The sequence below is a fragment of the Pseudomonas putida NBRC 14164 genome (assembly GCF_000412675.1).
Taxonomy (GTDB): domain Bacteria; phylum Pseudomonadota; class Gammaproteobacteria; order Pseudomonadales; family Pseudomonadaceae; genus Aquipseudomonas; species Aquipseudomonas putida.
In genome coordinates, this window is record NC_021505.1 from 4,065,288 (window position 1) to 4,088,435 (window position 23,148).

The window sequence follows — 23,148 nt, forward strand, 5'->3', positions numbered from 1 at the left end:
ACCACCGCGCCGGTCAAAACCCCGGCAAGCGGCGCTTTACCCTGTGGCAGCGGGCTTGCCCGCGAAGAAAACACCGCGGTGCATGGCACCGGCTTCGCCGGTGTTCGCGGGCGAGCCCGCTGCCACAGGGTCGGCCGAGCGCCCATGGCCCACCAACAGAAAGGTTACCCCATGCAACTCATCGACTATCGCCGCGAAAACCAGCTGGCCCTGATCGGCCTGCGCCACGCGCCGGTCAACGCCCTTGGCCATGACTTGCGCCAGGCACTGATGCAGGCCTGCAGCCGGGCCGCTGCTGACCCCGAAGTGCAGGCCATCATCCTGCACGGTCAGCAACTGCCGTTCAGTGCCGGTGCCGACATCAGCGAGTTCGGCAGCCCACGCACCTGGGAGGCGCCGGCACTGCCCGAACTCCTCGATGCCCTGACCCGCATCGAAAAACCCCTGATTGCCGCCATCGACGGGGTGGCCCTGGGCGGCGGCCTGGAACTGGCCCTGGCTTGCAGCCATCGTCTGGCTACCGCCACCGCACGCCTGGGGCTGCCCGAAGTCCGCCTGGGCCTGCTGCCCGGTGCTGGCGGCACCCAGCGCCTGCCGCGCCTTATCGGCGTAGCCCCGGCGTTGGAGATGATGCTCAGCGGCGACCCGATCGATGGCCGCCAGGGCCTTGCCCTGGGTCTGATCGATCGCCTGGTCGAAAGCCGGCAGGACTTACTCGAAGCAGCCTGCACTTTGGCTCGCGAGCAACTGGCCCAACCGGCCCTGCCAAGCGCCCCTGCAACACCTTTGGCCGCTGGCCTGGAAAGCGACTTCTTCGCCAGCCGCGAGGCACAGCTGATCGCCCGCAAGCCCGGCCAGACTGCGCCCCTGCGCGTGCTCGCCGCAGTCCGCGCCGCCTGCGAGATGCCCCTGGCCGAGGGCCTGGCCCGCGAGCAGGTACTGTTCCGCGAAGCCCTGCAAGACCCACAGGCCACCGCCCTGCGCCACCAGTTCTTCGCCGAGCGCGAGGCGCTGCGCGTACCCGGCATCGACGCCAGCACGGCGCTGCGCAGCATTGACCGGGTGGCGGTGATCGGCGCCGGCACCATGGGCGCCGGCATCGCCATGAACTTTATCAACGCCGGTATCCCGGTGCGCCTGCTGGAGCTCAAGCCCGAAGCACTGGACCGGGGCCTGGCGCACATCCGCAAGACCTACGAAGGCAGCATCAAGCGCGGCAAGCTTGGCGCCGGGCAGCTCGAACAACGTATGACCCTGCTGCAAGGCACCCTCGACTACGCCGACCTGGCCGACGCCGACCTGGTGATCGAGGCGGTGTTCGAGGACCTGTCGATCAAGCAGCAGGTATTCCGCACCCTGGACCGGGTGTGCAAGCCGGGCGCGATTCTCGCCAGCAACACCTCGACCCTGGACGTCGACCGCATCGCCGCCTGTACCCGCCGACCGCAGGACGTGGTCGGCCTGCACTTCTTCAGCCCGGCGAACGTCATGCGCCTGCTCGAAGTGGTGCGCGGCCGGCTGACGGCGCCCGACGTGCTGGCCACCACGCTGCAGGTCGCCAGGCGCATCGGCAAATTGCCAGTGGTGTCGGGCGTGTGCTTTGGCTTCATCGGCAACCGCATGCTCGAACCCTATGCCCGCGAAGCCCACCGCCTGGTGCTTGAAGGCGCCTCGCCAGCCCAGGTTGACAAGGTGCTCACCGGCCTGGGCCTGGCCATGGGCGTGTTCGCCATGTACGACCTGGCCGGCATCGATGTCGGCTACCTGGTGCGTCAGGCACGGCGCAGTGAAATCGCCCACGACCCGAGCTACTTCCGCCTGGCCGACGAGCTCTACAGCCTGGGCCGCTACGGCCAGAAGAGCGGGCGGGGGTTCTACCGCTACGAAGGCCGCGAACGCATCGAAGACCCGGAAGTGGAGCAGATTGCGGCGCAACTGGCGGCCAGGCTGGGCATCACCCGGCGCACCATCAGCGACGCCGAAATCCACGACCGCTGCCTGTTCATGCTGGTCAACGAGGGCCTGCAGTTGCTCGATGAAGGCATTGCCCTGAGAAGTGGCGACATCGACCTGGTGTGGACCAACGGCTACGGCTTCCCGGCATGGCGTGGGGGCCCGCTGCACTATGCCCGCGAGCTGGGCCTGGACAACGTGCTGGCGGGCATCGAGCAACAGCGCGAAGCGCTCGGCGCCTATGGCCAAATGTGGCTGCAGCCAGCCCCGTTGCTGCGGCGCCTGGCTTCCAGTGCGAAGTTGCGCACGGCCAGCATCTGAGCCGTTCTCCCCTGTCATCAAGGACCCCCGGACATGAAAGAAGCCGTCATTCTCTCCACCGCCCGTACGCCGATCGGCAAGGCCTTTCGCGGCGCGCTGAACAACACCCGCTCGCCGAGCCTGGCCGCACAGGCCATCCAGGCGGCAGTTGCCCGCGCCGGCATCGCCGGTGATGAAATCGAAGACCTGGTAATGGGAACCGCGATGCCCTCCGGCACCGCTGGCTGGAACCTGGGCCGCATGAGCGCGCTGGCTGCCGGCCTGCCGGTGTCGGTCAGCGGCCAGACCCTGGACCGCCAGTGCGCCTCCGGGCTGATGGCAATCGCCACCGCCGCCAAACAGATCATGGTCGATGGCATGCAGGTGACCGTCGGCGCCGGCCAGGAAAACATCAGCGCGGTACAGGCGCGTAACCTGGAATGGGCATTGGCAGAGCAGGACATCAGCGTGATCCAACGTGTCCCACACGCCTACATGCCGATGCTGCAGACTGCCGAGCACGTGGCCAAGCGCTATGGCATCAGCCGCGACGCTCAGGACGCCTACGCCCTGCAGTCACAGCTGCGCACCGCCGCCGCCCAGCGCAGCGGGTTGTTCGAGACCGAAATCGTGCCCGTGACAGCGCAGCAGTTGATCAAAGACAAGCAGACCGGCGAGGTCAGTTACCGCGAGGTGACCTTGACGCAGGACGAAGGCAACCGCCCGCAGACACGCCTGGAGGACCTGACCGGCTTGAAACCCGTGCTCGAAGGCGGCTGCATCACCGCCGGCAATGCCAGCCAGCTGTCCGACGGTGCCAGCGCCTGCGTATTGATGGACGCGCGCCTGGCCGAGCAGCGCAACCTTGAGCCGCTCGGCCTGTACCGGGGCATCGCGGTGGCCGGCCTGGCCCCGGAAGAGATGGGCATTGGCCCTGTGTACGCCGTGCCGCGCCTGCTCCAGCAGCATGGGCTGAAGGTGGGCGACATCGGCCTGTGGGAACTCAACGAAGCGTTCGCCTGCCAGGTGCTGTATTGCCGCGACAAGCTGGGTATCGACCCCGCGCGGCTGAACGTCAACGGCGGCGCCATCGCCATCGGCCATCCCTATGGCATGAGCGGTGCGCGGATGGTCGGGCATGCCTTGCTCGAAGGCAAACGGCGCGGGGTGCGCTTCGTGGTGGTGACCATGTGCGTGGGCGGTGGCATGGGTGCCGCCGGCCTGTTCGAAGTACTTTGACCAAGGGCCGACAGCATGCTTGCAAACACATTTTCCCTGGCTGATAAGACCGTGCTGGTCACCGGGGCCTCCAGCGGCCTGGGCGCGCATTTCGCACGCCTGGCCCAGGCTGCTGGCGCCCGGGTAGTGCTGGCAGCGCGCCGGGTCGAGCGCCTGCAGGTGCTGGCCGAAGCACTGCAGGCCAACGGCGGTGAAGCACTTGCCATAGCACTGGACGTGACCCGCCGCGACAGCGTCGAACAGGCCTTCGACCAAGCCGAGGCACGCTTTGGCGTGGTCGACGTGATCATCAACAATGCCGGTATCGGCGACCCCGGGCGCTTTCTCGATATGAGGGAGCAGGACTGGCAACGCATGCTCTCGACCAACCTCGACGGTGTGTTTCATGTCGCCCAGTGCGCAGCCCAGCGCCTGGTCAAGGCCGGGCAGCCAGGCAGCATCGTCAACATCGCCTCGATCCTCGGCCTGCGGGTCGGCAGCGGCCTGAGCCACTACTGCACGGCCAAGGCCGCCGTGGTGCAACTGACCAAGTCCATGGCACTGGAGCTTGCCCGTTACCGGATCCGCGTCAATGCCATTGCCCCAGGCTACTTCAGGACCGAAATGAATGAAGATTACTTCGACAGCGAGGACGGCCAGGGCTACATCAAAAACCACGTGCCGATGCGCCGCCTGGGGCAACTGCACGAACTGGACGGGCCTTTGCTGTTGCTGGCCAGTGATGCCGGCGCATTCATGACCGGCAGCATCGTGGCCGTGGATGGCGGGCACCTGGTAAACCCTCTGTAATGCCCCAGTTGCTATAGACAAGGAGCCTGTATGTCCGTCACCGCTTACCTGCCCCGCGTGGTTGCGCTGGTTACCCACCTGCATCGCCCCGCCGCTCCCAGCCGCATGGCGCAATTGATCGAGCAAGTAAGCGCCGACTACCGGCAACAAGCCCGTATAGAGGTCATCGAAACCACCCTGGCCGACCTGCTGCCACTCGCGCGCGAGCTGGAAAGCCACCAGCAGGCAGACGTCATTCTGTGTTCCGGTGCTGCCGCCGATTACTTGCGACAGCACCTGATTACCTCGGTGCGGACCCTGCACCTGGGCGAGTTCGACCTGATCCGTGCCCTGGTGCAGGCCCGCGACCGGGCCAGCCGGGTGGGTATCCTCAGTTTCGGCCAGCCGTATCCGGAACTGGCGGCGATGCAGGCGCTGTTCACCCTGCAGATTCGCGAGCAGACCTACACCAGCCTGGAGCAGGCCCGGGATCAGGTCGAACGCTTGGTCGCGGATGGCTTCGAGGTGATCATCGGCTCGCCAACGGTATGCCAGTTGGCCGACGCAGCAGGTGCCCAAGGGGTACTGGCGCTGGATGCCGAAAGCCTGCGCCATACATTCGACAGCCTGGTGACCCTGAGTGCCAAGGCTGGTGGCGCCCCCACACGCCGCCTGCCACGGCGCAGCCTTGAACAACCCGATACGCGCCCGTTCAAGGCGCGCCATCGCTTCGAGCAACTGCTCGGTGACGCGCCGGCATTTCGCGCCATCCTCAACCTGGCTCAGCGTTACGCACAGGCCGACGCCACGGTGCTGATCACTGGCGAAAGCGGTACCGGCAAGGAGTTGCTGGCGCAGAGCATGCACCATGCCAGCCCGCGCCAACAGGGGCCGTTCGTGGCGATCAACTGTGCTGCGCTGCCCGAGTCGCTGCTTGAAAGTGAACTGTTCGGCTACGAGGACGGTGCCTTCACCGGTTCGCGCAAAGGCGGCAAGCCCGGCCTGATCGAGCTGGCGCACACCGGTACTTTGTTCCTCGACGAGATAGGCGACATGCCGGTGGCGCTGCAGACCCGCCTGCTGCGTGTGTTGCAAGAGCGCGAGGTGCTGCGCCTGGGTGCCTGCGAGCCGACCCCGGTTGACATCCGGGTGATTGCCGCCACCCATTGCGACCTGCCCGCGCGCATCGCCGACCAGCGCTTTCGCCAAGACCTGTATTACCGCCTGAACATCCTGCGCCTGGCCGTACCGCCGCTACGCGAGCGGATCGCGGACATCGTGCCGCTGTTCAATGCCCTGCTTGCGCGTCACTGCCGTGCCAATGGCTTGCCGTCTTCAAGCGACGAGCACGTGCAGCAGCTCATGCCACTGATGCTGCGTCACCCTTGGCCGGGTAACATTCGTGAACTGGAGAACATCGCCGAGCGCGCGGCCTTTTGCCTGAGTACGCAGGGGCACGATGACGAGGTCGATCTGGCCACCCTGTTCCCGGAGTTCTTCGAGGCCGGCGCGGCTGCAGCCCCGAAGCGGCCCCTTGCCGCCACCGACAACCTGCGTAGCCTGGGCAAAGCAGCCGAAACGGCCCATGCGCGTCAGGTGCTGGACGGCTGCGACGGCGACATGGACGAGGCCGCACGGCGCCTGGGGGTCAGCCGCAGCACCGTCTGGCGGCGGGTGCGCAGCCTGGCCTGACCGGTCGTGGTTCCGGTTTGCATCCTGCACGTGGGCTCCTACAGTTTGAACGTAGCAACGCCGACGAGACCCCAGATGCGCAGCAATGAAGAAAGCGGCGCCGTTAATGCCAGCCGATCCTTGCCAAAGATCCCGCGCAGTGTCTGGGCGCTGGGCTTCGTGTCGATGTTCATGGACATTTCCTCGGAGATGATCCACGCCCTGCTGCCAATTTACATGGTCACCGTGCTCGGCACCTCGGTGGTGGCGGTGGGCGTTATCGAAGGTATCGCCGAGGCAACCGCCTCGATCACCAAAGTGTTTTCCGGTGCGCTCAGCGACCGGCTGGGCAAGCGCAAGCTGCTGACCGTGCTCGGCTATGGCCTGGGCGCGCTAACCAAGCCGGTATTCCCCATGGCTTGCGGGCTGGAGTGGCTGATCGCAGCACGTTTCGTCGACCGGGTCGGCAAAGGCATCCGTGGGGCGCCGCGTGATGCGCTGGTGGCTGATGTCACGCCCCCCGAGTTGCGTGGTGCCGCCTTTGGCCTGCGTCAGGCGTTGGATACGGTTGGTGCTTTCCTCGGGCCATTGCTGGCAATCATGCTGATGTGGCTGACCGCGAGCCACTTCCAGATGGTGTTCTGGGTGTCGGTGATCCCGGCGTTCGTGGCGGTGTACATCCTCATCGCCTTCGTGCGCGAACCTGAAACGCCGGCCACGACAAGGCCCGTGCGCGCACCGCTGGCGGTGCACGAACTGGTCCGGCTGGGCCCGGCCTACTGGCGGCTGATCGGCCTGGCCACATTGTTCACCCTTGCCCGCTTCAGCGAGGCATTCCTGTTACTGCGCGCCCAGGACATGGGCCTGGCGCCGATGTGGGCGCCGGCGGTGCTGGTGCTGATGGCGCTGGCCTATTCGGTGTCGGCCTACCCTGCCGGGGTGCTGTCGGACCGCCTGGGGCGCCGCGGCGTGCTGATGACGGGACTGGGGATGCTGATCGCCGCCGACCTGTTGCTGGCCCTGCTGCCTGGCTGGGCGGGGTTGGCCCTGGGGGTTGCCGCCTGGGGTCTGCACCTGGGCTTTACCCAAGGCATCTTCGCGGCCATGATCGCCGACAGCGCACCCGCCAACCTGCGCGGCACCGCCTTCGGCCTGTTCAACCTGCTGACCGGGGTGGCACTGCTGGCGGCCAGCGTGGTGGCAGGGTTGTTGTGGGATGGTGCGGGGTACCAGGCAACCTTCCTGGTCGGTTCAGGGCTTGCCAGCACCACCCTGGTGGGGGTGATGCTGTTACGTTGAGCACACCGGCCTAGGCCAACGCCGGTTCCTGCTTGAGCAACGACCAGCCCCCGTGCCCATCCACCTCCAGCCGGTGAGTATGGAACCCCGCCAGTGTGCTGCGATGGCCAACACTGACCAGCAGGGCACCCGGCATTTCCGTGCGCAGCAGTGAATACAGGGTGTGCTCGAGCCCTTCGTCCATCGCCGAAGTGGACTCGTCGAGGAACACTACCTGAGGCCGGTTGAACAGCACCCGTGCGAACGCCAGGCGCTGCTGCTCGCCCACCGAGAGAATATGCGACCAGTCGCAACTGACCTCCAGCCGATCCGCCAGATGAGCCAGGTTGACCTGGCGCAAGGCCTGTTGCATACGTACTTCGTCCTCGGGCTTGCTGGCTGCCGGGTAGGCGATGACCGCCCGCAAGTCGCCCAGCGGCAGGTAGGGTCGCTGCGACAGGAACAATGCCTGATGGCCTGGCGGGCGCCTGACCTTGCCTTCAGCATATGGCCAGAGGCCCGCCAAGGCCCGCAGCAGCGTGGTTTTACCACTGCCCGACGGGCCCTTGATCAACAGTGCCTGACCGGCGTGCAGGCTCAGGTCAAGGTCAGCGACAAGGGCATGCCCGTCTGGCCGAAGTACCTGCAGATCCGTGATTTCCAGCGCATGTTGCTGAGCCTCGGCGGTGACACGCGGCAAGGCGCTCGCCTGCTCGTTGGCATCAAGAAAACCGGTCAGACGGTCGAGGGTGGCCCGGTATTGAGCGAACGCATCGTAAGATTCGCGGAAGAACGACAATGAATCCTGCACCTGGCCAAAGGCCTGGGCGGTCTGCATGACGTCACCCAACTTGATCGCACCGCTGAAGAAGCGTGGCGCCTGGAGTATAAACGGGAACACCACGGCAACCTGGCTAACACCCAAGTTGAAACCACTGAATTTCAGGTTCCGGAACACCAGCGCCCAGGCGTTGACGATCAAGGCGCCAAAGCGGCCCAGCAACGTGCCACGCTCCACCAAGGCGCCTTGGTAGAAGGCAATGTTCTCGGCATTCTCGCGCAGGCGCATCAGCGCATAGCGAAAGTTGGCGGTGAGTTTTTCATTGAGGAAGTTCAGGCGGATCAACGGGCGCCCCAGGCGGAAGGCAATCCAGGTGGCAACGATGACATACAGGTACACGGCAAACACCATCGCCCGGGGGACTTCCACACCGGCAACCGCCAGCGGTGCCGACAGCGACCAGAGGATCCCGGTGAACGCTACCAGCGACACCAGTGCACTGACAGCGCCCAAGGCCAGGGTGACCGAGTTGGTGACAAATGCATTGGCATCCAGCTCGATACGCTGGTCAGGGTTGTCCACCGGCTCGGCCAGAAACTGACCACGGTAGTAGGCATCGCCGTGCATCCAGTCGTGGGTCAGGCGCTCGGTGAGCCAGACCCGCCAACGAATGCTGAATGCCTGGGTTACATAGAAGGTGAACAGCGAGCGCAGCACGTGGATGGTGGCCAGTACGGCAAAGACGCCGAGCATGTACCAGAAGGCGGATTGATCCAGCCCTTGCAAGGCACTGTAGAAGCCGTTGTACCAGAACGAGAACAGGACGTTCAGGCGCACCGAGAACAGCGTCAACACCAGCAACAGCGCAAACACCAACAGTGGCCGCCAACTGCGCCTGAAACTGAAGTAAGGCCCGGCAAGCTGCCAGAACTGGCTGCCCCAGCGCGTGCAACGGACAGCCAGTGTCGCGGCAGCGGTAAAGCAGACAAGGGTGATGAACGAAGCGATTGCCAGCCATCTCAGGCTCTCTTGCAGGGCCTGGTGCCAGTTCATGTCCATGGTGGGTATCCGTGCTGAGTATTTCCGCGAGCGTAGCATTGCCCTACGGTTCATCAGGCATAGATGACGCACATTTCATGATCCTGACCTGTTGCCGCGGCCCCCTGAGCAGCCTTGTGCTGCGAAGAGGCCATTGCAACCCAAGATAATCTTTAGCCTTACCGGCCTCTTCGCAGCACAAGGCTGCTCCTACAGGGGGGCGGGCAGGACCGGGGATATTTGCGCCGCAAAGACAAAACCCCTACCTGCATGCGCAGATAGGGGTTTTGCGAAATGAATCTTGACGATGACCTACTCTCACATGGGGAAACCCCACACTACCATCGGCGATGCATCGTTTCACTACTGAGTTCGGGATGGGATCAGGTGGTTCCAATGCTCTATGGTCGTCAAGAAATTCTGTAGCCAGAATGTCCAGATGGACAGCCCAGCGAATCCGGATATGCGATATTTGTGGTTTGTTGCGAACTTTCGGTTCGTATCATCTTCACCACCGCAATCTGCGCTAGCAAATTGCTTGGGTGTTATATGGTCAAGCCTCACGGGCAATTAGTATTGGTTAGCTCAACGCCTCACAGCGCTTACACACCCAACCTATCAACGTCGTAGTCTTCGACGGCCCTTCAGGGGATTCAAGATCCCAGTGAGATCTCATCTTGAGGCAAGTTTCCCGCTTAGATGCTTTCAGCGGTTATCTCTTCCGAACATAGCTACCCGGCAATGCCACTGGCGTGACAACCGGAACACCAGAGGTTCGTCCACTCCGGTCCTCTCGTACTAGGAGCAGCCCCTCTCAAATCTCAAACGTCCACGGCAGATAGGGACCGAACTGTCTCACGACGTTCTAAACCCAGCTCGCGTACCACTTTAAATGGCGAACAGCCATACCCTTGGGACCGGCTTCAGCCCCAGGATGTGATGAGCCGACATCGAGGTGCCAAACACCGCCGTCGATATGAACTCTTGGGCGGTATCAGCCTGTTATCCCCGGAGTACCTTTTATCCGTTGAGCGATGGCCCTTCCATACAGAACCACCGGATCACTAAGACCTACTTTCGTACCTGCTCGACGTGTGTGTCTCGCAGTCAAGCGCGCTTTTGCCTTTATACTCTACGACCGATTTCCGACCGGTCTGAGCGCACCTTCGTACTCCTCCGTTACTCTTTGGGAGGAGACCGCCCCAGTCAAACTACCCACCATACACTGTCCTCGATCCGGATAACGGACCTGAGTTAGAACCTCAAAGTTGCCAGGGTGGTATTTCAAGGATGGCTCCATGAGAACTGGCGTCCCCACTTCAAAGCCTCCCACCTATCCTACACAAGCAAATTCAAAGTCCAGTGCAAAGCTATAGTAAAGGTTCACGGGGTCTTTCCGTCTAGCCGCGGATACACTGCATCTTCACAGCGATTTCAATTTCACTGAGTCTCGGGTGGAGACAGCGCCGCCATCGTTACGCCATTCGTGCAGGTCGGAACTTACCCGACAAGGAATTTCGCTACCTTAGGACCGTTATAGTTACGGCCGCCGTTTACCGGGGCTTCGATCAAGAGCTTCGCTTGCGCTAACCCCATCAATTAACCTTCCGGCACCGGGCAGGCGTCACACCCTATACGTCCACTTTCGTGTTTGCAGAGTGCTGTGTTTTTAATAAACAGTCGCAGCGGCCTGGTATCTTCGACCGGCATGGGCTTACGGAGCAAGTCCTTGACCCTCGCCGGCGCACCTTCTCCCGAAGTTACGGTGCCATTTTGCCTAGTTCCTTCACCCGAGTTCTCTCAAGCGCCTTGGTATTCTCTACCTAACCACCTGTGTCGGTTTGGGGTACGGTTCCCAGTTATCTGAAGCTTAGGAGCTTTTCTTGGAAGCATGGTATCAACCACTTCGTCGCCTAATGGCAACTCGTCATCAGCTCTCGGCCTTGAAATCCCGGATTTGCCTAAGATTCCAGCCTACCACCTTAAACCTGGACAACCAACGCCAGGCTGGCCTAACCTTCTCCGTCCCTCCATCGCAATAACTGGAAGTACAGGAATATTAACCTGTTTTCCATCGACTACGCTTTTCAGCCTCGCCTTAGGGACCGACTAACCCTGCGTCGATTAACGTTGCGCAGGAAACCTTGGTCTTTCGGCGTGCGAGTTTTTCACTCGCATTGTCGTTACTCATGTCAGCATTCGCACTTCTGATACCTCCAGCAAGCTTCTCAACTCACCTTCACAGGCTTACAGAACGCTCCTCTACCGCATCACCAAAAGGTGATACCCGTAGCTTCGGTGCATGGTTTGAGCCCCGTTACATCTTCCGCGCAGGCCGACTCGACTAGTGAGCTATTACGCTTTCTTTAAAGGGTGGCTGCTTCTAAGCCAACCTCCTAGCTGTCTAAGCCTTCCCACATCGTTTCCCACTTAACCATGACTTTGGGACCTTAGCTGACGGTCTGGGTTGTTTCCCTTTTCACGACGGACGTTAGCACCCGCCGTGTGTCTCCCATGCTCGGCACTTGTAGGTATTCGGAGTTTGCATCGGTTTGGTAAGTCGGGATGACCCCCTAGCCGAAACAGTGCTCTACCCCCTACAGTGATACATGAGGCGCTACCTAAATAGCTTTCGAGGAGAACCAGCTATCTCCGAGCTTGATTAGCCTTTCACTCCGATCCACAGGTCATCCGCTAACTTTTCAACGGTAGTCGGTTCGGTCCTCCAGTCAGTGTTACCTAACCTTCAACCTGCCCATGGATAGATCGCCCGGTTTCGGGTCTATACCCAGCGACTAAACGCCCTATTAAGACTCGCTTTCGCTACGCCTCCCCTATTCGGTTAAGCTCGCCACTGAATATAAGTCGCTGACCCATTATACAAAAGGTACGCAGTCACCTAACAAGTAGGCTCCCACTGCTTGTACGCATACGGTTTCAGGATCTATTTCACTCCCCTCTCCGGGGTTCTTTTCGCCTTTCCCTCACGGTACTAGTTCACTATCGGTCAGTCAGTAGTATTTAGCCTTGGAGGATGGTCCCCCCATATTCAGACAAAGTTTCTCGTGCTCCGTCCTACTCGATTTCATTGATAAGAGATTTTCGTGTACGGGGCTATCACCCACTATGGCCGCACTTTCCAGAGCGTTCCACTAATCTCAAACCAACTTAAGGGCTGGTCCCCGTTCGCTCGCCACTACTAAGGGAATCTCGGTTGATTTCTTTTCCTCAGGGTACTTAGATGTTTCAGTTCCCCTGGTTCGCCTCTTGCACCTATGTATTCAGTACAAGATAACCAGCTTGTGCTGGCTGGGTTCCCCCATTCAGAGATCTCTGGATCACAGTCTGTTTGCCGACTCCCCAAAGCTTTTCGCAGGCTACCACGTCTTTCATCGCCTCTGACTGCCAAGGCATCCACCGTATGCGCTTCTTCACTTGACCATATAACCCCAAGCAATCTGGTTATACTGTGAAGACGACATTCGCCGAAAATTCGCACGTTGCTCTTTTGAGCAGAACTCACAAATTTTACCTTAGCCTGATCCACCAGCAGTGAAACTGGTGTTCAGTCTATTTCTATCACATATCCGAATTTTTAAAGAACGATCTGACAAAAGTCAGAAATCAACACTCATCAACGAATGTTCATTTCTAAGTTCTGACAAGCTACTGCGTACGGCGAAAGTGGTGGAGCCAAGCGGGATCGAACCGCTGACCTCCTGCGTGCAAGGCAGGCGCTCTCCCAGCTGAGCTATGGCCCCGTTTCTACGGCTAAACCATGTAATGGTAGGTCTGGGCAGATTTGAACTGCCGACCTCACCCTTATCAGGGGTGCGCTCTAACCAACTGAGCTACAGACCTATAACAGGGTCGCGTTACAGCATCGTCTTTATACAAGTGAATCAAGCAATTCGTGTGGGAGCTCATCAGCAGGCTGATGTCGTCGATTAAGGAGGTGATCCAGCCGCAGGTTCCCCTACGGCTACCTTGTTACGACTTCACCCCAGTCATGAATCACACCGTGGTAACCGTCCTCCCGAAGGTTAGACTAGCTACTTCTGGTGCAACCCACTCCCATGGTGTGACGGGCGGTGTGTACAAGGCCCGGGAACGTATTCACCGCGACATTCTGATTCGCGATTACTAGCGATTCCGACTTCACGCAGTCGAGTTGCAGACTGCGATCCGGACTACGATCGGTTTTGTGAGATTAGCTCCACCTCGCGGCTTGGCAACCCTCTGTACCGACCATTGTAGCACGTGTGTAGCCCAGGCCGTAAGGGCCATGATGACTTGACGTCATCCCCACCTTCCTCCGGTTTGTCACCGGCAGTCTCCTTAGAGTGCCCACCATAACGTGCTGGTAACTAAGGACAAGGGTTGCGCTCGTTACGGGACTTAACCCAACATCTCACGACACGAGCTGACGACAGCCATGCAGCACCTGTGTCAGAGTTCCCGAAGGCACCAATCCATCTCTGGAAAGTTCTCTGCATGTCAAGGCCTGGTAAGGTTCTTCGCGTTGCTTCGAATTAAACCACATGCTCCACCGCTTGTGCGGGCCCCCGTCAATTCATTTGAGTTTTAACCTTGCGGCCGTACTCCCCAGGCGGTCAACTTAATGCGTTAGCTGCGCCACTAAAATCTCAAGGATTCCAACGGCTAGTTGACATCGTTTACGGCGTGGACTACCAGGGTATCTAATCCTGTTTGCTCCCCACGCTTTCGCACCTCAGTGTCAGTATCAGTCCAGGTGGTCGCCTTCGCCACTGGTGTTCCTTCCTATATCTACGCATTTCACCGCTACACAGGAAATTCCACCACCCTCTACCGTACTCTAGCTTGCCAGTTTTGGATGCAGTTCCCAGGTTGAGCCCGGGGCTTTCACATCCAACTTAACAAACCACCTACGCGCGCTTTACGCCCAGTAATTCCGATTAACGCTTGCACCCTCTGTATTACCGCGGCTGCTGGCACAGAGTTAGCCGGTGCTTATTCTGTCGGTAACGTCAAAACACTAACGTATTAGGTTAATGCCCTTCCTCCCAACTTAAAGTGCTTTACAATCCGAAGACCTTCTTCACACACGCGGCATGGCTGGATCAGGCTTTCGCCCATTGTCCAATATTCCCCACTGCTGCCTCCCGTAGGAGTCTGGACCGTGTCTCAGTTCCAGTGTGACTGATCATCCTCTCAGACCAGTTACGGATCGTCGCCTTGGTGAGCCATTACCTCACCAACTAGCTAATCCGACCTAGGCTCATCTGATAGCGCAAGGCCCGAAGGTCCCCTGCTTTCTCCCGTAGGACGTATGCGGTATTAGCGTTCCTTTCGAAACGTTGTCCCCCACTACCAGGCAGATTCCTAGGCATTACTCACCCGTCCGCCGCTGAATCGAAGAGCAAGCTCTTCTCATCCGCTCGACTTGCATGTGTTAGGCCTGCCGCCAGCGTTCAATCTGAGCCATGATCAAACTCTTCAGTTCAATACTGCTTGGGTTTTTAAGAAACCCTAAACTTGGCTCAGCAATCTCAAATGACTATGTGATTTCTCGCATGGTCACTTGTGATGCTGATAATCTTTTTGACTATCAGTCCATACTCACAAGCACCCACACGAATTGCTTGATTCAATTTGTTAAAGAGCGTTTGGTTAAGAGCTTTTCGTCTCAACCGAGGCGCGCATTCTACGCTTTCCTCAGAGCCTGTCAAGCGTTTATTTTGAAGTTTTTTGCGAGAAACTCGTTTTACTTCAAACACTTGACTCAACCGGGTGGCTAGCTTTACTTCGCTACCCCGTTGGAATGGTGCGCATTATAGGGCAGTCATTACGCAGGTCAACCTTTAATTTCAATGATTTGAAATATTTGTGGCTAATCCACTTGAGGGCTATCACGCGCCTCAGCAATTGCGCACTATATTGCTCACCCCTACCCCGCCCAAGGATCGCCGCACCTAAATGAACACCCAGCCCCGCAGCCTGGCCGCCACTCTTTTCCCGATCGGCCTGCTGCTCATCGCCATGGCATCGATCCAGTCCGGTGCCTCCCTGGCCAAAAGCATGTTCCCCATCATTGGCGCACAAGGCACCACCACCCTGCGCCTGATCTTCGCCAGCATCATCATGCTGCTTATATTGCGCCCATGGCGGGTACGCATGACCGCTGCCACCCTGCGCAACGTGGTCATCTATGGTATGGCACTGGGCGGGATGAACTTCCTCTTCTATATGGCCCTGCAAACAGTACCGATCGGCATCGCCGTGGCCCTGGAGTTCACCGGCCCGTTGGCAGTGGCGATCTTCTCCTCGCGCCGGCCGATCGACTTCCTGTGGATTGCCTTGGCCATCGCCGGTCTGCTGCTGTTGCTGCCCGCTGGCCACAGCGGCCAGGCACTCGACCCGGTGGGCGCTGCTTACGCCCTGGGCGCAGGTGTATGCTGGGCCCTCTATATTCTGTTCGGGCAACGCGCCGGGGCCGAGCACGGTATCCAGAGTGCAGCCTTGGGCGTGGTAGTCGCCGCCCTGTTCGTCGCCCCCATCGGTATCGCCCACGCCGGTAGCGCTCTGCTCACACCTGCCTTGATCCCCATGGCCCTAGCCGTTGCGGTACTGTCCACCGCCCTGCCCTACAGCCTGGAAATGGTTGCCCTCACGCGTATCCCGGCACGCACCTTCGGCACCTTGATGAGCATCGAACCAGCGTTCGGCGCACTGTCCGGCCTGCTGTTCCTTGGCGAGGTGCTGACACTCACCCAATGGCTGGCGATCGCTGCAATCATCGCCGCGTCGGTTGGCACTACCTTGTCCATGCGCAAGGAGCCCACACCGACCGTTGCAGCAGACTGATATGAGAAATATTTTCATTTGGGACAGGATTAGTGATTGTAGCCGCCCGCCTCGCTGATTAAGCTGTCACAGAATCATCATCTTTGCGCTATTTACTGGACCGAACACGGACGCTGGGGATATTTTCAGGAAGAAGCGAAGCGATAACGACAGGGCCAGGCAGCTGATCCGCCCTGCATTTAAGGACAGGAATGAAACGTATTTTTCTCATCCTGGCCATCTTGGCTATTGCTGGATGTGCCGCTACAGCCAAGACTGAGGTCAAAAGGGGCAAGAAGGGCCTGCATATCAATTGCTCCGGCCTTTCCTCCTCATGGGACAACTGCTACAGCAAGGCCGAGAGCTCCTGCAGCACGCGCGGATACCGGGTCATCGCCCGCTCTGGTGACAGTGATGAAGAAGCCGGTGACTACTTGTTCGGCATCAATCCGGCGGGCTACACCAGCCGCAGCATGATCGTCATCTGCAAGTAGAAAAAAGGGCAGCTCACAGGTTGCCCTTTTTCATTTGCCCTTACAGGGGCGCGGTACGCACCTGCAGCCAGGCCAGCGCATCACCCTTGAGCAGCGGTGCCAGACGCTCACGCACATTCGCGTGATAGCCGTTCAGCCACTCCACCTCTTCCTTGGCCAGCAGCTCGGGCAACAGGCAGCGGGTATCGATGGGGCACAGCGTCAAGGTCTCGAAGCGCAGGAAGTCGCCGAAGGCACTCTTGCCCGCCTCACGGTTGACCACCAGGTTCTCGATACGGACACCCCACTGCCCCGGGCGGTACGTACCCGGCTCGATCGAGCTGATCATGCCCGCTTGCATCGCGGTCTGCGGTGCAGGTGCCGCCTGGTAGGCAATCACTTGGGGCCCTTCGTGCACGTTCATGAAGTAGCCAACACCATGCCCGGTACCGTGGCCATAATCGACCTGGTCAGCCCAGATTGGCGCCCGGGCAATGGCGTCGAGCAACGGCGACAGTATTCCTCGCGGGAAAGTGGCACGCGACAGGGCGATCATGCCCTTGAGTACCCGGGTGCAGTCCAGCTTCTGTGCGTGGCTGGGGTTACCGACTGGCACCATACGGGTGATGTCGGTGGTGCCACCCAGGTATTGCCCGCCAGAGTCGATCAGCAGCAAGCCATCACCCTCGATGACCGCATGCGACTGCTCGGTGGCACGGTAATGGGGCATGGCGCCATTGCCATTGAAGGCGGCAATGGTCGAGAAACTCAGCGATACGAAGTTCGGGCGCCGGGCACGTGCGGCACTCAATTGCTCGTCAACTGTCAGCTCGGTAATGACCTCTTGGCCAAGGTTGGCCTCGAACCAGGCGAAGAACTCGCACAAGGCCGCACCGTCCTGCTCCATGACATGGCGGATATGCACCAGGTCATCGTCACCTTTGCAGGATTTGCTCAGGGTGGTGGGGTTGAGCCCCTCGACCAGCACCACCTCTGACGTCAGGTTGCCCAGCAGGCCGCAGGTGACACGGGCAGGGTCCACCAACAACCGCGCCCCCACCGGAACAGCAGCCAGGGCGTTGCCTGCCTCGCTATAGTTGCGCACCTCGATGCCGTCCACCGCCAGCACCTGACGCAAATGCGCGTCCACCTTGTCCTGGCCCACGAACAGAATGGCCTGCTGCTGACTGATCAAGGCAAAGGCCAGGAAAACCGGGTTGTACGAAACATCACTGCCACGCAGGTTGAACAGCCAGGCGATGTCATCCAGAGTTGCAATAAAGTGCCAGTCAGCCCCTTTGGCCTGAATGCCCTGGCGCAATTGCGCGAGCTTTTCCGCCCGGCTTACCGTGGCGTGCGGCGGCAAGTGCTGATACACCGGGTTGGCGGGCAGCGCCGGGCGCCCTTCCCAGACCTGGGCTAGCAGGTCCTTGTCGGTCACCAGCCTTGCCCCACGGGCCTTGAGCCGCTCACCCAGCTGGCGCGCCGACGCCAGCGCCATGACGGCCCCATCCACCGCGACGTTGCCATCGGGCTCGACATTATCACCCAGCCACTCCAGCGCCCCGGGCCTGCCGGGCAGCAGCTTCATCAGTTCGATACCGCTACCGGCCAGCTCGTGATCCGCCTGCTCCCAGTACCGGCTATCGACCCACAATCCTGCAAAAGCGGGCGTGACTACCAGCGTGCCGACCGAGCCGTGAAAACCCGAAAGCCACTGGCGCCCCTGCCAGTAACCGGGCAGGTATTCGGAAAGGTGGGGGTCGGCCGAAGGTACCAGCAAGGCATCGATGCCCCCTGCTGCCATGGCCTGGCGCACATGCGCCAGGCGCTGTGGCACGCTTTGTTCAAGGGTGGTCTGGACGTTCATGCGCTCTCCTGCGGCTACATCACGGTTGATCCAATGCGCTGATAATGGAACAGCCGCCAGAGCCCTGCAATCGGGAAGACCAGGACACGGCATGCATTGCCCGTCACGCCCTGTGCCAACAGGACGCTTCCTACAAAAGGGCCAGGACCACCGATCAAGTTCCGCTGAACTTCCCCATGACACCGGCTTCAGACACAGTACATTCATTGCACACAGGCAAATGACCATGCCCAGTGCCAGCGCACCGAAAGCCGGCGTAGTGCTGCTCGATACCCGCGAACATACACCTGACCATGAGCATGCCGTGCACCTGAAGCTAGCCGATGGCCTGGCCGGCCTGCTGGGCTGCCAGCACGTCCATCCCGCTCATGCACCCACCGCCGCTGATAACTACTATTACCTACCTACCGAAACGCTCGTCGATCCCAGGCACCCTGCCACCTTGGGCATTCGCAGCGAGCAGGACCTGTTCGGCGGCGTGGTGCCACACCCCTACATGGCGACCAAGGCGATTTCCCACCCACTACCAGCCGGGGCCAGTTTCCCGCCGGGCTGGACCGACGACTTCGCCCGACAGGCGAGCGACGCCTTGCTGCGCGGCTATACCGTGTTCAGTAAAGCCGATGCGCGCAGCGCCGCACAATTGCTGCTGCTCGACGGCCCCCTGAGGGTCAAGCCCGTGCTGGCCTGCGCAGGTCGGGGGCAGCAGGTCATCACCAGTGCGGATGCGCTAGAGCCTCTGCTGGCGGGCATGGATGACCAGATGCTGGCGCTGTGGGGGCTGGTGCTCGAAGAAGACTTGAGCGATGTAGAAACCTTCAGCGTCGGCCAGGTGCGCGTCGCCGGCCTGACCTGCAGCTATCACGGCACCCAGCAACTGACCCGTGACCATCAGGGCACCGAGGTGTACGGCGGCTCCGACCTGGTGGTGGTACGTGGCGATTACCAGGCGCTATTGCAACTGCCACTGGAAGACTACGTGCGCCTGGCCATCAACCAGGCGATCGCCTACGAGCAGGCTGCCGAGCAACACTTCCCCGGCTTCATCGCCTCGCGGCGCAACTACGACATCGCGCGCGGCCTGACCCCCCAGGGCCACCTGCGCAGCGGTGTGCTCGAACAATCCTGGCGCCTGGGCGGTGCCAGCAGTGCCGAGCTGCTGGCCCTGCAGGCATTTGCCGATGACCCGGCATTGCAGCGGGTGCGTGCATCCACCCATGAAGTGTTCGGCACCCCCGACCTGCCCGCTGACGCCACCCTCTTCTACCAAGGAAACGACAGTGAACTCGGACAACTCAGCAAATTTGCACGGATTCGCGAACATGGCCGTTCAGAGTGAAACCGTTGAACTGCAAGTCGACAACGACAGCATTGTCGGCACCCTGGTCAGCCCTGGCAGCAAGATGCCGGGCATCCTCTTCGTCCACGGCTGGGGCGGTAGCCAGCAGCGTGATCTGGCCCGTGCCCGGCACATCACCGGGCTGGGCTGCGTGTGCATGACCTTCGACCTGCGCGGCCACGAAAAAACCGAAAGCCAACGCCTGACGGTCACCCGTGAACAGAACCTGCAAGACCTGCTGGTGGCCTACGACCGGCTGCTCAGCCACCCGGCCGTAGACGGCAGCGCCATCGCCATCATCGGCAGCAGCTATGGGGGATACCTGGCAACCTTGCTGACCCGCGAACGGCCAGTCAAATGGCTGGCCCTGCGGGTGCCGGCCATGTACTGGGACGACGAATGGAACACCCCCAAGCAAACCCTCGACCGCCAACGCCTGAACGCCTACCGCCAGCAATCGCTGGGCCCGGCAGACAATCGCGCGCTGGCGGCGTGCGCAGAATTCGCCGGTGATGTATTGCTGGTAGAGTCCGAGCAGGACGACTACGTGCCGCACAGTACGCTGATGAGCTACCGTTCGGCATTCGTCAGCGCCCACTCCCTTACCCATCGCATCGTCGACGGTGCCGACCACGCGTTGTCCAGCGAAGCGAGCCAGAAAGCCTACAGTTCGATCCTGGCGGCGTGGATCAGCGAAATGGTGATCGGTGCCCGCCTGGACCGCTACCCGCACTACGCCCCCTGGTATGCCTGAGGCTCACCCACCTCGCACTGCAGGCCACCATCAGCGCCACGCACCAGGCTGCGCAAGGTCTGGTAAGCGGCAAAGTTGACGCCCCGCGCCTGATGCTGGCCCAGCAGTTCAAGGAAAGACTCCTCGACGAAGTGCACGGCCGCCGCCGCCCACGCCTGACGAGATTGCCATTGCAGGTACTGCAACACCCGACTGCCATCGTCACTGGCCTGGATGCTGACACCCTGCAGCCCTTCGCAGCGCGTGGCCAGCGCCTCGCTGCGCGCCACCAGCGCCTGGGCCAGCGCTTGCTGGCACAGGCTGGGCACTTCGTATTCGATCATCTGGGTGAACCACAGCGCATGAGGGTTTGCCGACATCGACGTTCTCCTGGTTACGGACGCATGCTTGGCGATGCCGAGCAGGGTAAAACCTCAAGCAAAGTCAAGGTCAAGTGGTTTCTGCCCGTGCAAACAGCCTATAACTAACGTCTCCCGACAACTACTGCCACAGGAGGCAGCATGAGCAAGCAGGCGCTGATCATCATCGACATCCAGAACGACTACTTCCCAGGCGGCAAGTGGACCCTCGATGGCGCCGACCAGGCGGCCGACAACGCCGCCCGGCTGCTGGCGGCGGCACGCCAGCGCGGCGACCTGGTGGTCCATGTGCGGCATGAGTTCGACAGCGCCGATGCGCCATTTTTCGCACCCGGTTCGCAGGGTGCGGCCATCCACGCCAAGGTCGAGCCGGTGGCAGGTGAGCCGGTGGTGCTCAAGCACAAGGTCAACGCCTTCCTCGGTACCGACCTTGAGAACACGCTGGACCGACATGGCGTGGAAGCCCTGACCATCGTTGGCAGCATGAGCCACATGTGCATCGATGCCGCTACACGTGCCGCGGCCGACCTGGGCTACACGGTGACCGTGGCGCACGATGCCTGCGCTACCCTGCCGCTGGAGTTCGACGGCAAGCAGGTGCCGGCGGCGCAGGTGCATGATTCGGCGATGGCAGCCTTGGCTTTTGCCTATGCGTCGGTGGTGAAGACCGATGAGCTGCTGAAGAACTGATCGACTTCAGAGCTTTGGGGGCGCTTTGCGCCCCTTTCCGACCGGTCCGGCGCCCCGGCGAGGCCGCTCCCACAGGTAATGCGCAAGCAAGAACCGTAAGCGATCCCTGTGGAAGCGGCCTTGTGTCGCGATGGGATGCGCAGCAGCCCCAACGCTTGCAAACTCAGATCACTACATTACGCACAAAACGCACTGCCACCACCCCATCGTTACGGTAGGCATACTGGCAGTTGCTCGGGAACACATGGAACTGCCCCACCAGCAGCCGATGCTCAACCCCTTCAATGACCAGCGTCAGTTGCCCTTCTGCCACATAGATCTGCTCGCTCCAGCCTTCGGCATCAGCCTCGCTGGAATAGCACTCGCCCGGTGCCAGGGTCCACTCCCAAAGCTCCACCTCACGCCGTGCCGCACTGCTACCCAGCAGCACGGCCTTGCTCTGCGGGTATTCACCGGCCCAGGCCAGTTCCTCGATGCGCCCAGGGTCACGCTGGTCCGGTGCCTGGATCAAGGTGCTGAAAGCCACCCCCAAAGCTTCGGCGATCAGGTCGAGGGTGGTCAGGCTGACATTCTTCTCGCCCGCCTCGATTGCCACCAGCATGCGCCGGCTAACCCCTGAGCGCTCGGCCAACGCTGTCTGGCTCAACCGGGAAGCATGGCGCAGGCTGCGGACGTTGAGGCTTACATGTTGCAACACCGATGCCCGATGCGAAGTATCTTTGTGCACTATATTGCTCACTGGTAGAGATTGCGCAGTATACTGCCCACTTTGCGGCGATTGTGCGCCGCCCCCTCCGAGTGCGCAAGACCATGAGCCAGGCCCGCAACACACCCACCCCCGCCGTTACCTTTCGCCTGAGCAAGGCAGAACTGGTGCTGGTGTTCATCACCATGTTGTGGGGCGGCACCTTCCTGCTGGTGCACAACGTAATGACCGTCAGCGGTCCGATGTTCTTCGTCGGCCTGCGCTTCGCTGCGGCAGCGCTGTTCGTGGGCGTGGTTTCGGCGCGGGCGCTGCCCGGGCTGACCTTCACCGAGCTCAAGGCCGGCATGCTGATCGGCGTTTCGATCATGCTCGGCTACGGCCTGCAAACCATGGGGCTGCAGACCATCAGCAGCAGCCAGTCGGCGTTCATCACTGCGTTGTACGTGCCGTTCGTGCCGCTGTTGCAGTGGCTGGTGCTGGGCCGCCGGCCTGGCCTGATGCCCAGCATCGGCATTTGCCTGGCATTCATCGGCCTGATGCTGCTGGCCGGGCCGGAAGGCGGCAGCCTGCACTTCAGCGAGGGCGAGGTGGTTACCCTGGTCAGCGCCGTAGCGATCGCCGCCGAAATCATTCTGATCAGCCGTTACGCCGGCCAGGTCGATGTGCGCCGGGTCACCGTGGTGCAACTGGCGACCGCTTCGCTGCTGGCGTTCCTGATGATCGTGCCGACCCAGGAGCGCATCCCCGACTTTTCCTGGCTGCTGCTGGCCAGCGCAATAGGCCTGGGTGCCATGAGCGCGGTGATCCAGGTGGCCATGAACTGGGCGCAGAAGTCGGTCTCGCCCACCCGCGCCACCCTCATTTATGCCGGTGAACCGGTGTGGGCCGGGATCGTCGGGCGCATCGCCGGCGAACGCCTGCCGGGCGTGGCGCTGCTCGGTGGCCTGCTGATCGTGATCGCGGTGGTGGTCAGCGAGCTCAAGGTACGCCGCCCCCGCGAAACCGTCGAAGCACACGACGTCCAGAGTGAAGGCGAGCGCCAGACTGGTCTGTAAAGATGACAACAGCGACTATGCTTTGTAAAAAACTGTTATAAAAAAACAG

15 protein-coding genes, 2 tRNA genes and 3 rRNA genes are annotated in these 23,148 nt (G+C 61.0%); 11 read left to right on the plus strand and 9 right to left on the minus strand.

Annotated features, from left to right (window positions below):
• Positions 1 to 171 precede the first annotated feature (171 nt).
• The 5 genes from PP4_RS17960 to PP4_RS17980 all read left to right on the plus strand — a co-directional run bounded on the left by PP4_RS17960 (position 172) and on the right by PP4_RS17980 (position 7,230).
• On the plus strand, positions 172 to 2,274 hold the full coding sequence (locus PP4_RS17960) for a 3-hydroxyacyl-CoA dehydrogenase NAD-binding domain-containing protein (protein ID WP_016500611.1): 2,103 nt from the start codon (positions 172 to 174) through the stop codon (positions 2,272 to 2,274).
• Positions 2,275 to 2,307: 33 nt separating this feature from the next.
• Positions 2,308 to 3,492 (plus strand): acetyl-CoA C-acyltransferase, encoded by a 1,185-nt coding sequence (locus tag PP4_RS17965; RefSeq protein WP_016500612.1) that lies wholly within the window; start codon positions 2,308 to 2,310, stop codon positions 3,490 to 3,492.
• A 15-nt stretch (positions 3,493 to 3,507) separates the two neighbouring features.
• Positions 3,508 to 4,281: an SDR family NAD(P)-dependent oxidoreductase gene (locus PP4_RS17970; RefSeq protein ID WP_016500613.1), complete on the plus strand. Its 774-nt coding sequence runs from the start codon at positions 3,508 to 3,510 to the stop codon at positions 4,279 to 4,281.
• A gap of 30 nt (positions 4,282 to 4,311) precedes the next feature.
• On the plus strand, positions 4,312 to 5,952 hold the full coding sequence (gene prpR, locus PP4_RS17975; protein ID WP_016500614.1) for a propionate catabolism operon regulatory protein PrpR: 1,641 nt from the start codon (positions 4,312 to 4,314) through the stop codon (positions 5,950 to 5,952).
• 75 nt (positions 5,953 to 6,027) lie between these two features.
• A complete protein-coding gene (locus PP4_RS17980; protein WP_016500615.1) occupies positions 6,028 to 7,230 on the plus strand; it encodes an MFS transporter in 1,203 nt (400 codons plus the stop codon).
• 10 nt (positions 7,231 to 7,240) lie between these two features.
• Here PP4_RS17980 and PP4_RS17985 read toward each other — a convergent pair whose 3' ends face one another.
• The 6 genes from PP4_RS17985 to PP4_RS18010 all read right to left on the minus strand — a co-directional run bounded on the left by PP4_RS17985 (position 7,241) and on the right by PP4_RS18010 (position 14,513).
• A complete protein-coding gene (locus PP4_RS17985) occupies positions 7,241 to 9,049 on the minus strand; it encodes an ABC transporter ATP-binding protein/permease (RefSeq protein WP_016500616.1) in 1,809 nt (602 codons plus the stop codon).
• A gap of 278 nt (positions 9,050 to 9,327) precedes the next feature.
• Positions 9,328 to 9,443 (minus strand): 5S ribosomal RNA (gene rrf / locus PP4_RS17990).
• 134 nt (positions 9,444 to 9,577) lie between these two features.
• Positions 9,578 to 12,469: ribosomal RNA gene (locus PP4_RS17995) — 23S ribosomal RNA — on the minus strand.
• Between the two features lie 244 nt (positions 12,470 to 12,713).
• Positions 12,714 to 12,789: transfer RNA gene (locus PP4_RS18000), tRNA-Ala, on the minus strand.
• Positions 12,790 to 12,812: 23 nt separating this feature from the next.
• Positions 12,813 to 12,889, minus strand: a tRNA-Ile gene (locus PP4_RS18005).
• An 87-nt stretch (positions 12,890 to 12,976) separates the two neighbouring features.
• Positions 12,977 to 14,513: ribosomal RNA gene (locus PP4_RS18010) — 16S ribosomal RNA — on the minus strand.
• The 16S, 23S and 5S rRNA genes sit together here with 2 tRNA genes alongside, the layout of an rRNA operon.
• 473 nt (positions 14,514 to 14,986) lie before the next feature.
• Between PP4_RS18010 and rhtA the strand changes: the two genes are divergently transcribed.
• The gene (gene rhtA, locus PP4_RS18015; protein ID WP_016500617.1) at positions 14,987 to 15,874 is read left to right on the plus strand and encodes a threonine/homoserine exporter RhtA; all 888 of its coding nucleotides are present in this window, start codon (positions 14,987 to 14,989) and stop codon (positions 15,872 to 15,874) included.
• Positions 15,875 to 16,065: 191 nt separating this feature from the next.
• Positions 16,066 to 16,347 (plus strand): hypothetical protein, encoded by a 282-nt coding sequence (locus PP4_RS18020; protein WP_016500618.1) that lies wholly within the window; start codon positions 16,066 to 16,068, stop codon positions 16,345 to 16,347.
• A gap of 40 nt (positions 16,348 to 16,387) precedes the next feature.
• On the opposite strand, the gene PP4_RS18025 is transcribed toward PP4_RS18020, so the two are convergent.
• The gene (locus PP4_RS18025; RefSeq protein WP_016500619.1) at positions 16,388 to 18,196 is read right to left on the minus strand and encodes an aminopeptidase P family protein; all 1,809 of its coding nucleotides are present in this window, start codon (positions 18,194 to 18,196) and stop codon (positions 16,388 to 16,390) included.
• Between the two features lie 220 nt (positions 18,197 to 18,416).
• On the opposite strand from PP4_RS18025, the gene PP4_RS18030 reads away from it, so the two are divergent.
• Entirely contained in the window at positions 18,417 to 19,535 is a 1,119-nt protein-coding gene (locus PP4_RS18030; RefSeq protein ID WP_041167798.1) for a DUF3182 family protein, read from the plus strand.
• Complete coding sequence (locus tag PP4_RS18035) at positions 19,519 to 20,289, plus strand: alpha/beta hydrolase family protein (protein WP_016500621.1); 771 nt, start codon at positions 19,519 to 19,521, stop codon at positions 20,287 to 20,289. Before PP4_RS18030 ends, PP4_RS18035 begins: the two co-directional genes overlap by 17 nt.
• Here the strand turns inward: PP4_RS18035 and PP4_RS18040 are convergent.
• Positions 20,268 to 20,648 carry an antibiotic biosynthesis monooxygenase gene (locus PP4_RS18040; protein WP_016500622.1) on the minus strand — a complete coding sequence of 127 codons (381 nt, stop codon included), beginning with the start codon at positions 20,646 to 20,648 and terminating at the stop codon, positions 20,268 to 20,270. The genes PP4_RS18035 and PP4_RS18040 overlap by 22 nt on opposite strands.
• Positions 20,649 to 20,789: 141 nt before the next feature.
• Here PP4_RS18040 and PP4_RS18045 point away from each other — a divergent pair, with 141 nt between their 5' ends.
• Entirely contained in the window at positions 20,790 to 21,338 is a 549-nt protein-coding gene (locus PP4_RS18045) for a cysteine hydrolase family protein (protein ID WP_016500623.1), read from the plus strand.
• 163 nt (positions 21,339 to 21,501) lie between these two features.
• On the opposite strand, the gene PP4_RS18050 is transcribed toward PP4_RS18045, so the two are convergent.
• Complete coding sequence (locus PP4_RS18050) at positions 21,502 to 22,065, minus strand: helix-turn-helix domain-containing protein (protein ID WP_016500624.1); 564 nt, start codon at positions 22,063 to 22,065, stop codon at positions 21,502 to 21,504.
• Between the two features lie 83 nt (positions 22,066 to 22,148).
• On the opposite strand from PP4_RS18050, the gene PP4_RS18055 reads away from it, so the two are divergent.
• Complete coding sequence (locus tag PP4_RS18055) at positions 22,149 to 23,099, plus strand: DMT family transporter (protein WP_016500625.1); 951 nt, start codon at positions 22,149 to 22,151, stop codon at positions 23,097 to 23,099.
• Positions 23,100 to 23,148: the final 49 nt, after the last annotated feature.

Bases quoted from the DNA above. Each gene is read 5' to 3' on its own strand.
- PP4_RS17980 (WP_016500615.1), top strand. From the start codon at position 6,028: ATGCGCAGCAATGAAGAAAGCGGCGCCGTTAATGCCAGCCGATCCTTG.
- PP4_RS17960 (WP_016500611.1), top strand. From the start codon at position 172: ATGCAACTCATCGACTATCGCCGCGAAAACCAGCTGGCCCTGATCGGC.
- PP4_RS18040 (WP_016500622.1), bottom strand. From the start codon at position 20,648: ATGTCGGCAAACCCTCATGCGCTGTGGTTCACCCAGATGATCGAATAC.
- PP4_RS18030 (WP_041167798.1), top strand. From the start codon at position 18,417: ATGACCATGCCCAGTGCCAGCGCACCGAAAGCCGGCGTAGTGCTGCTC.
- PP4_RS18055 (WP_016500625.1), top strand. From the start codon at position 22,149: ATGAGCCAGGCCCGCAACACACCCACCCCCGCCGTTACCTTTCGCCTG.
- PP4_RS18020 (WP_016500618.1), top strand. From the start codon at position 16,066: ATGAAACGTATTTTTCTCATCCTGGCCATCTTGGCTATTGCTGGATGT.
- PP4_RS17985 (WP_016500616.1), bottom strand. From the start codon at position 9,049: ATGGACATGAACTGGCACCAGGCCCTGCAAGAGAGCCTGAGATGGCTG.
- PP4_RS18035 (WP_016500621.1), top strand. From the start codon at position 19,519: ATGGCCGTTCAGAGTGAAACCGTTGAACTGCAAGTCGACAACGACAGC.
- PP4_RS18025 (WP_016500619.1), bottom strand. From the start codon at position 18,196: ATGAACGTCCAGACCACCCTTGAACAAAGCGTGCCACAGCGCCTGGCG.
- PP4_RS18045 (WP_016500623.1), top strand. From the start codon at position 20,790: ATGAGCAAGCAGGCGCTGATCATCATCGACATCCAGAACGACTACTTC.
- rhtA (WP_016500617.1), top strand. From the start codon at position 14,987: ATGAACACCCAGCCCCGCAGCCTGGCCGCCACTCTTTTCCCGATCGGC.
- prpR (WP_016500614.1), top strand. From the start codon at position 4,312: ATGTCCGTCACCGCTTACCTGCCCCGCGTGGTTGCGCTGGTTACCCAC.
- PP4_RS17970 (WP_016500613.1), top strand. From the start codon at position 3,508: ATGCTTGCAAACACATTTTCCCTGGCTGATAAGACCGTGCTGGTCACC.
- PP4_RS17965 (WP_016500612.1), top strand. From the start codon at position 2,308: ATGAAAGAAGCCGTCATTCTCTCCACCGCCCGTACGCCGATCGGCAAG.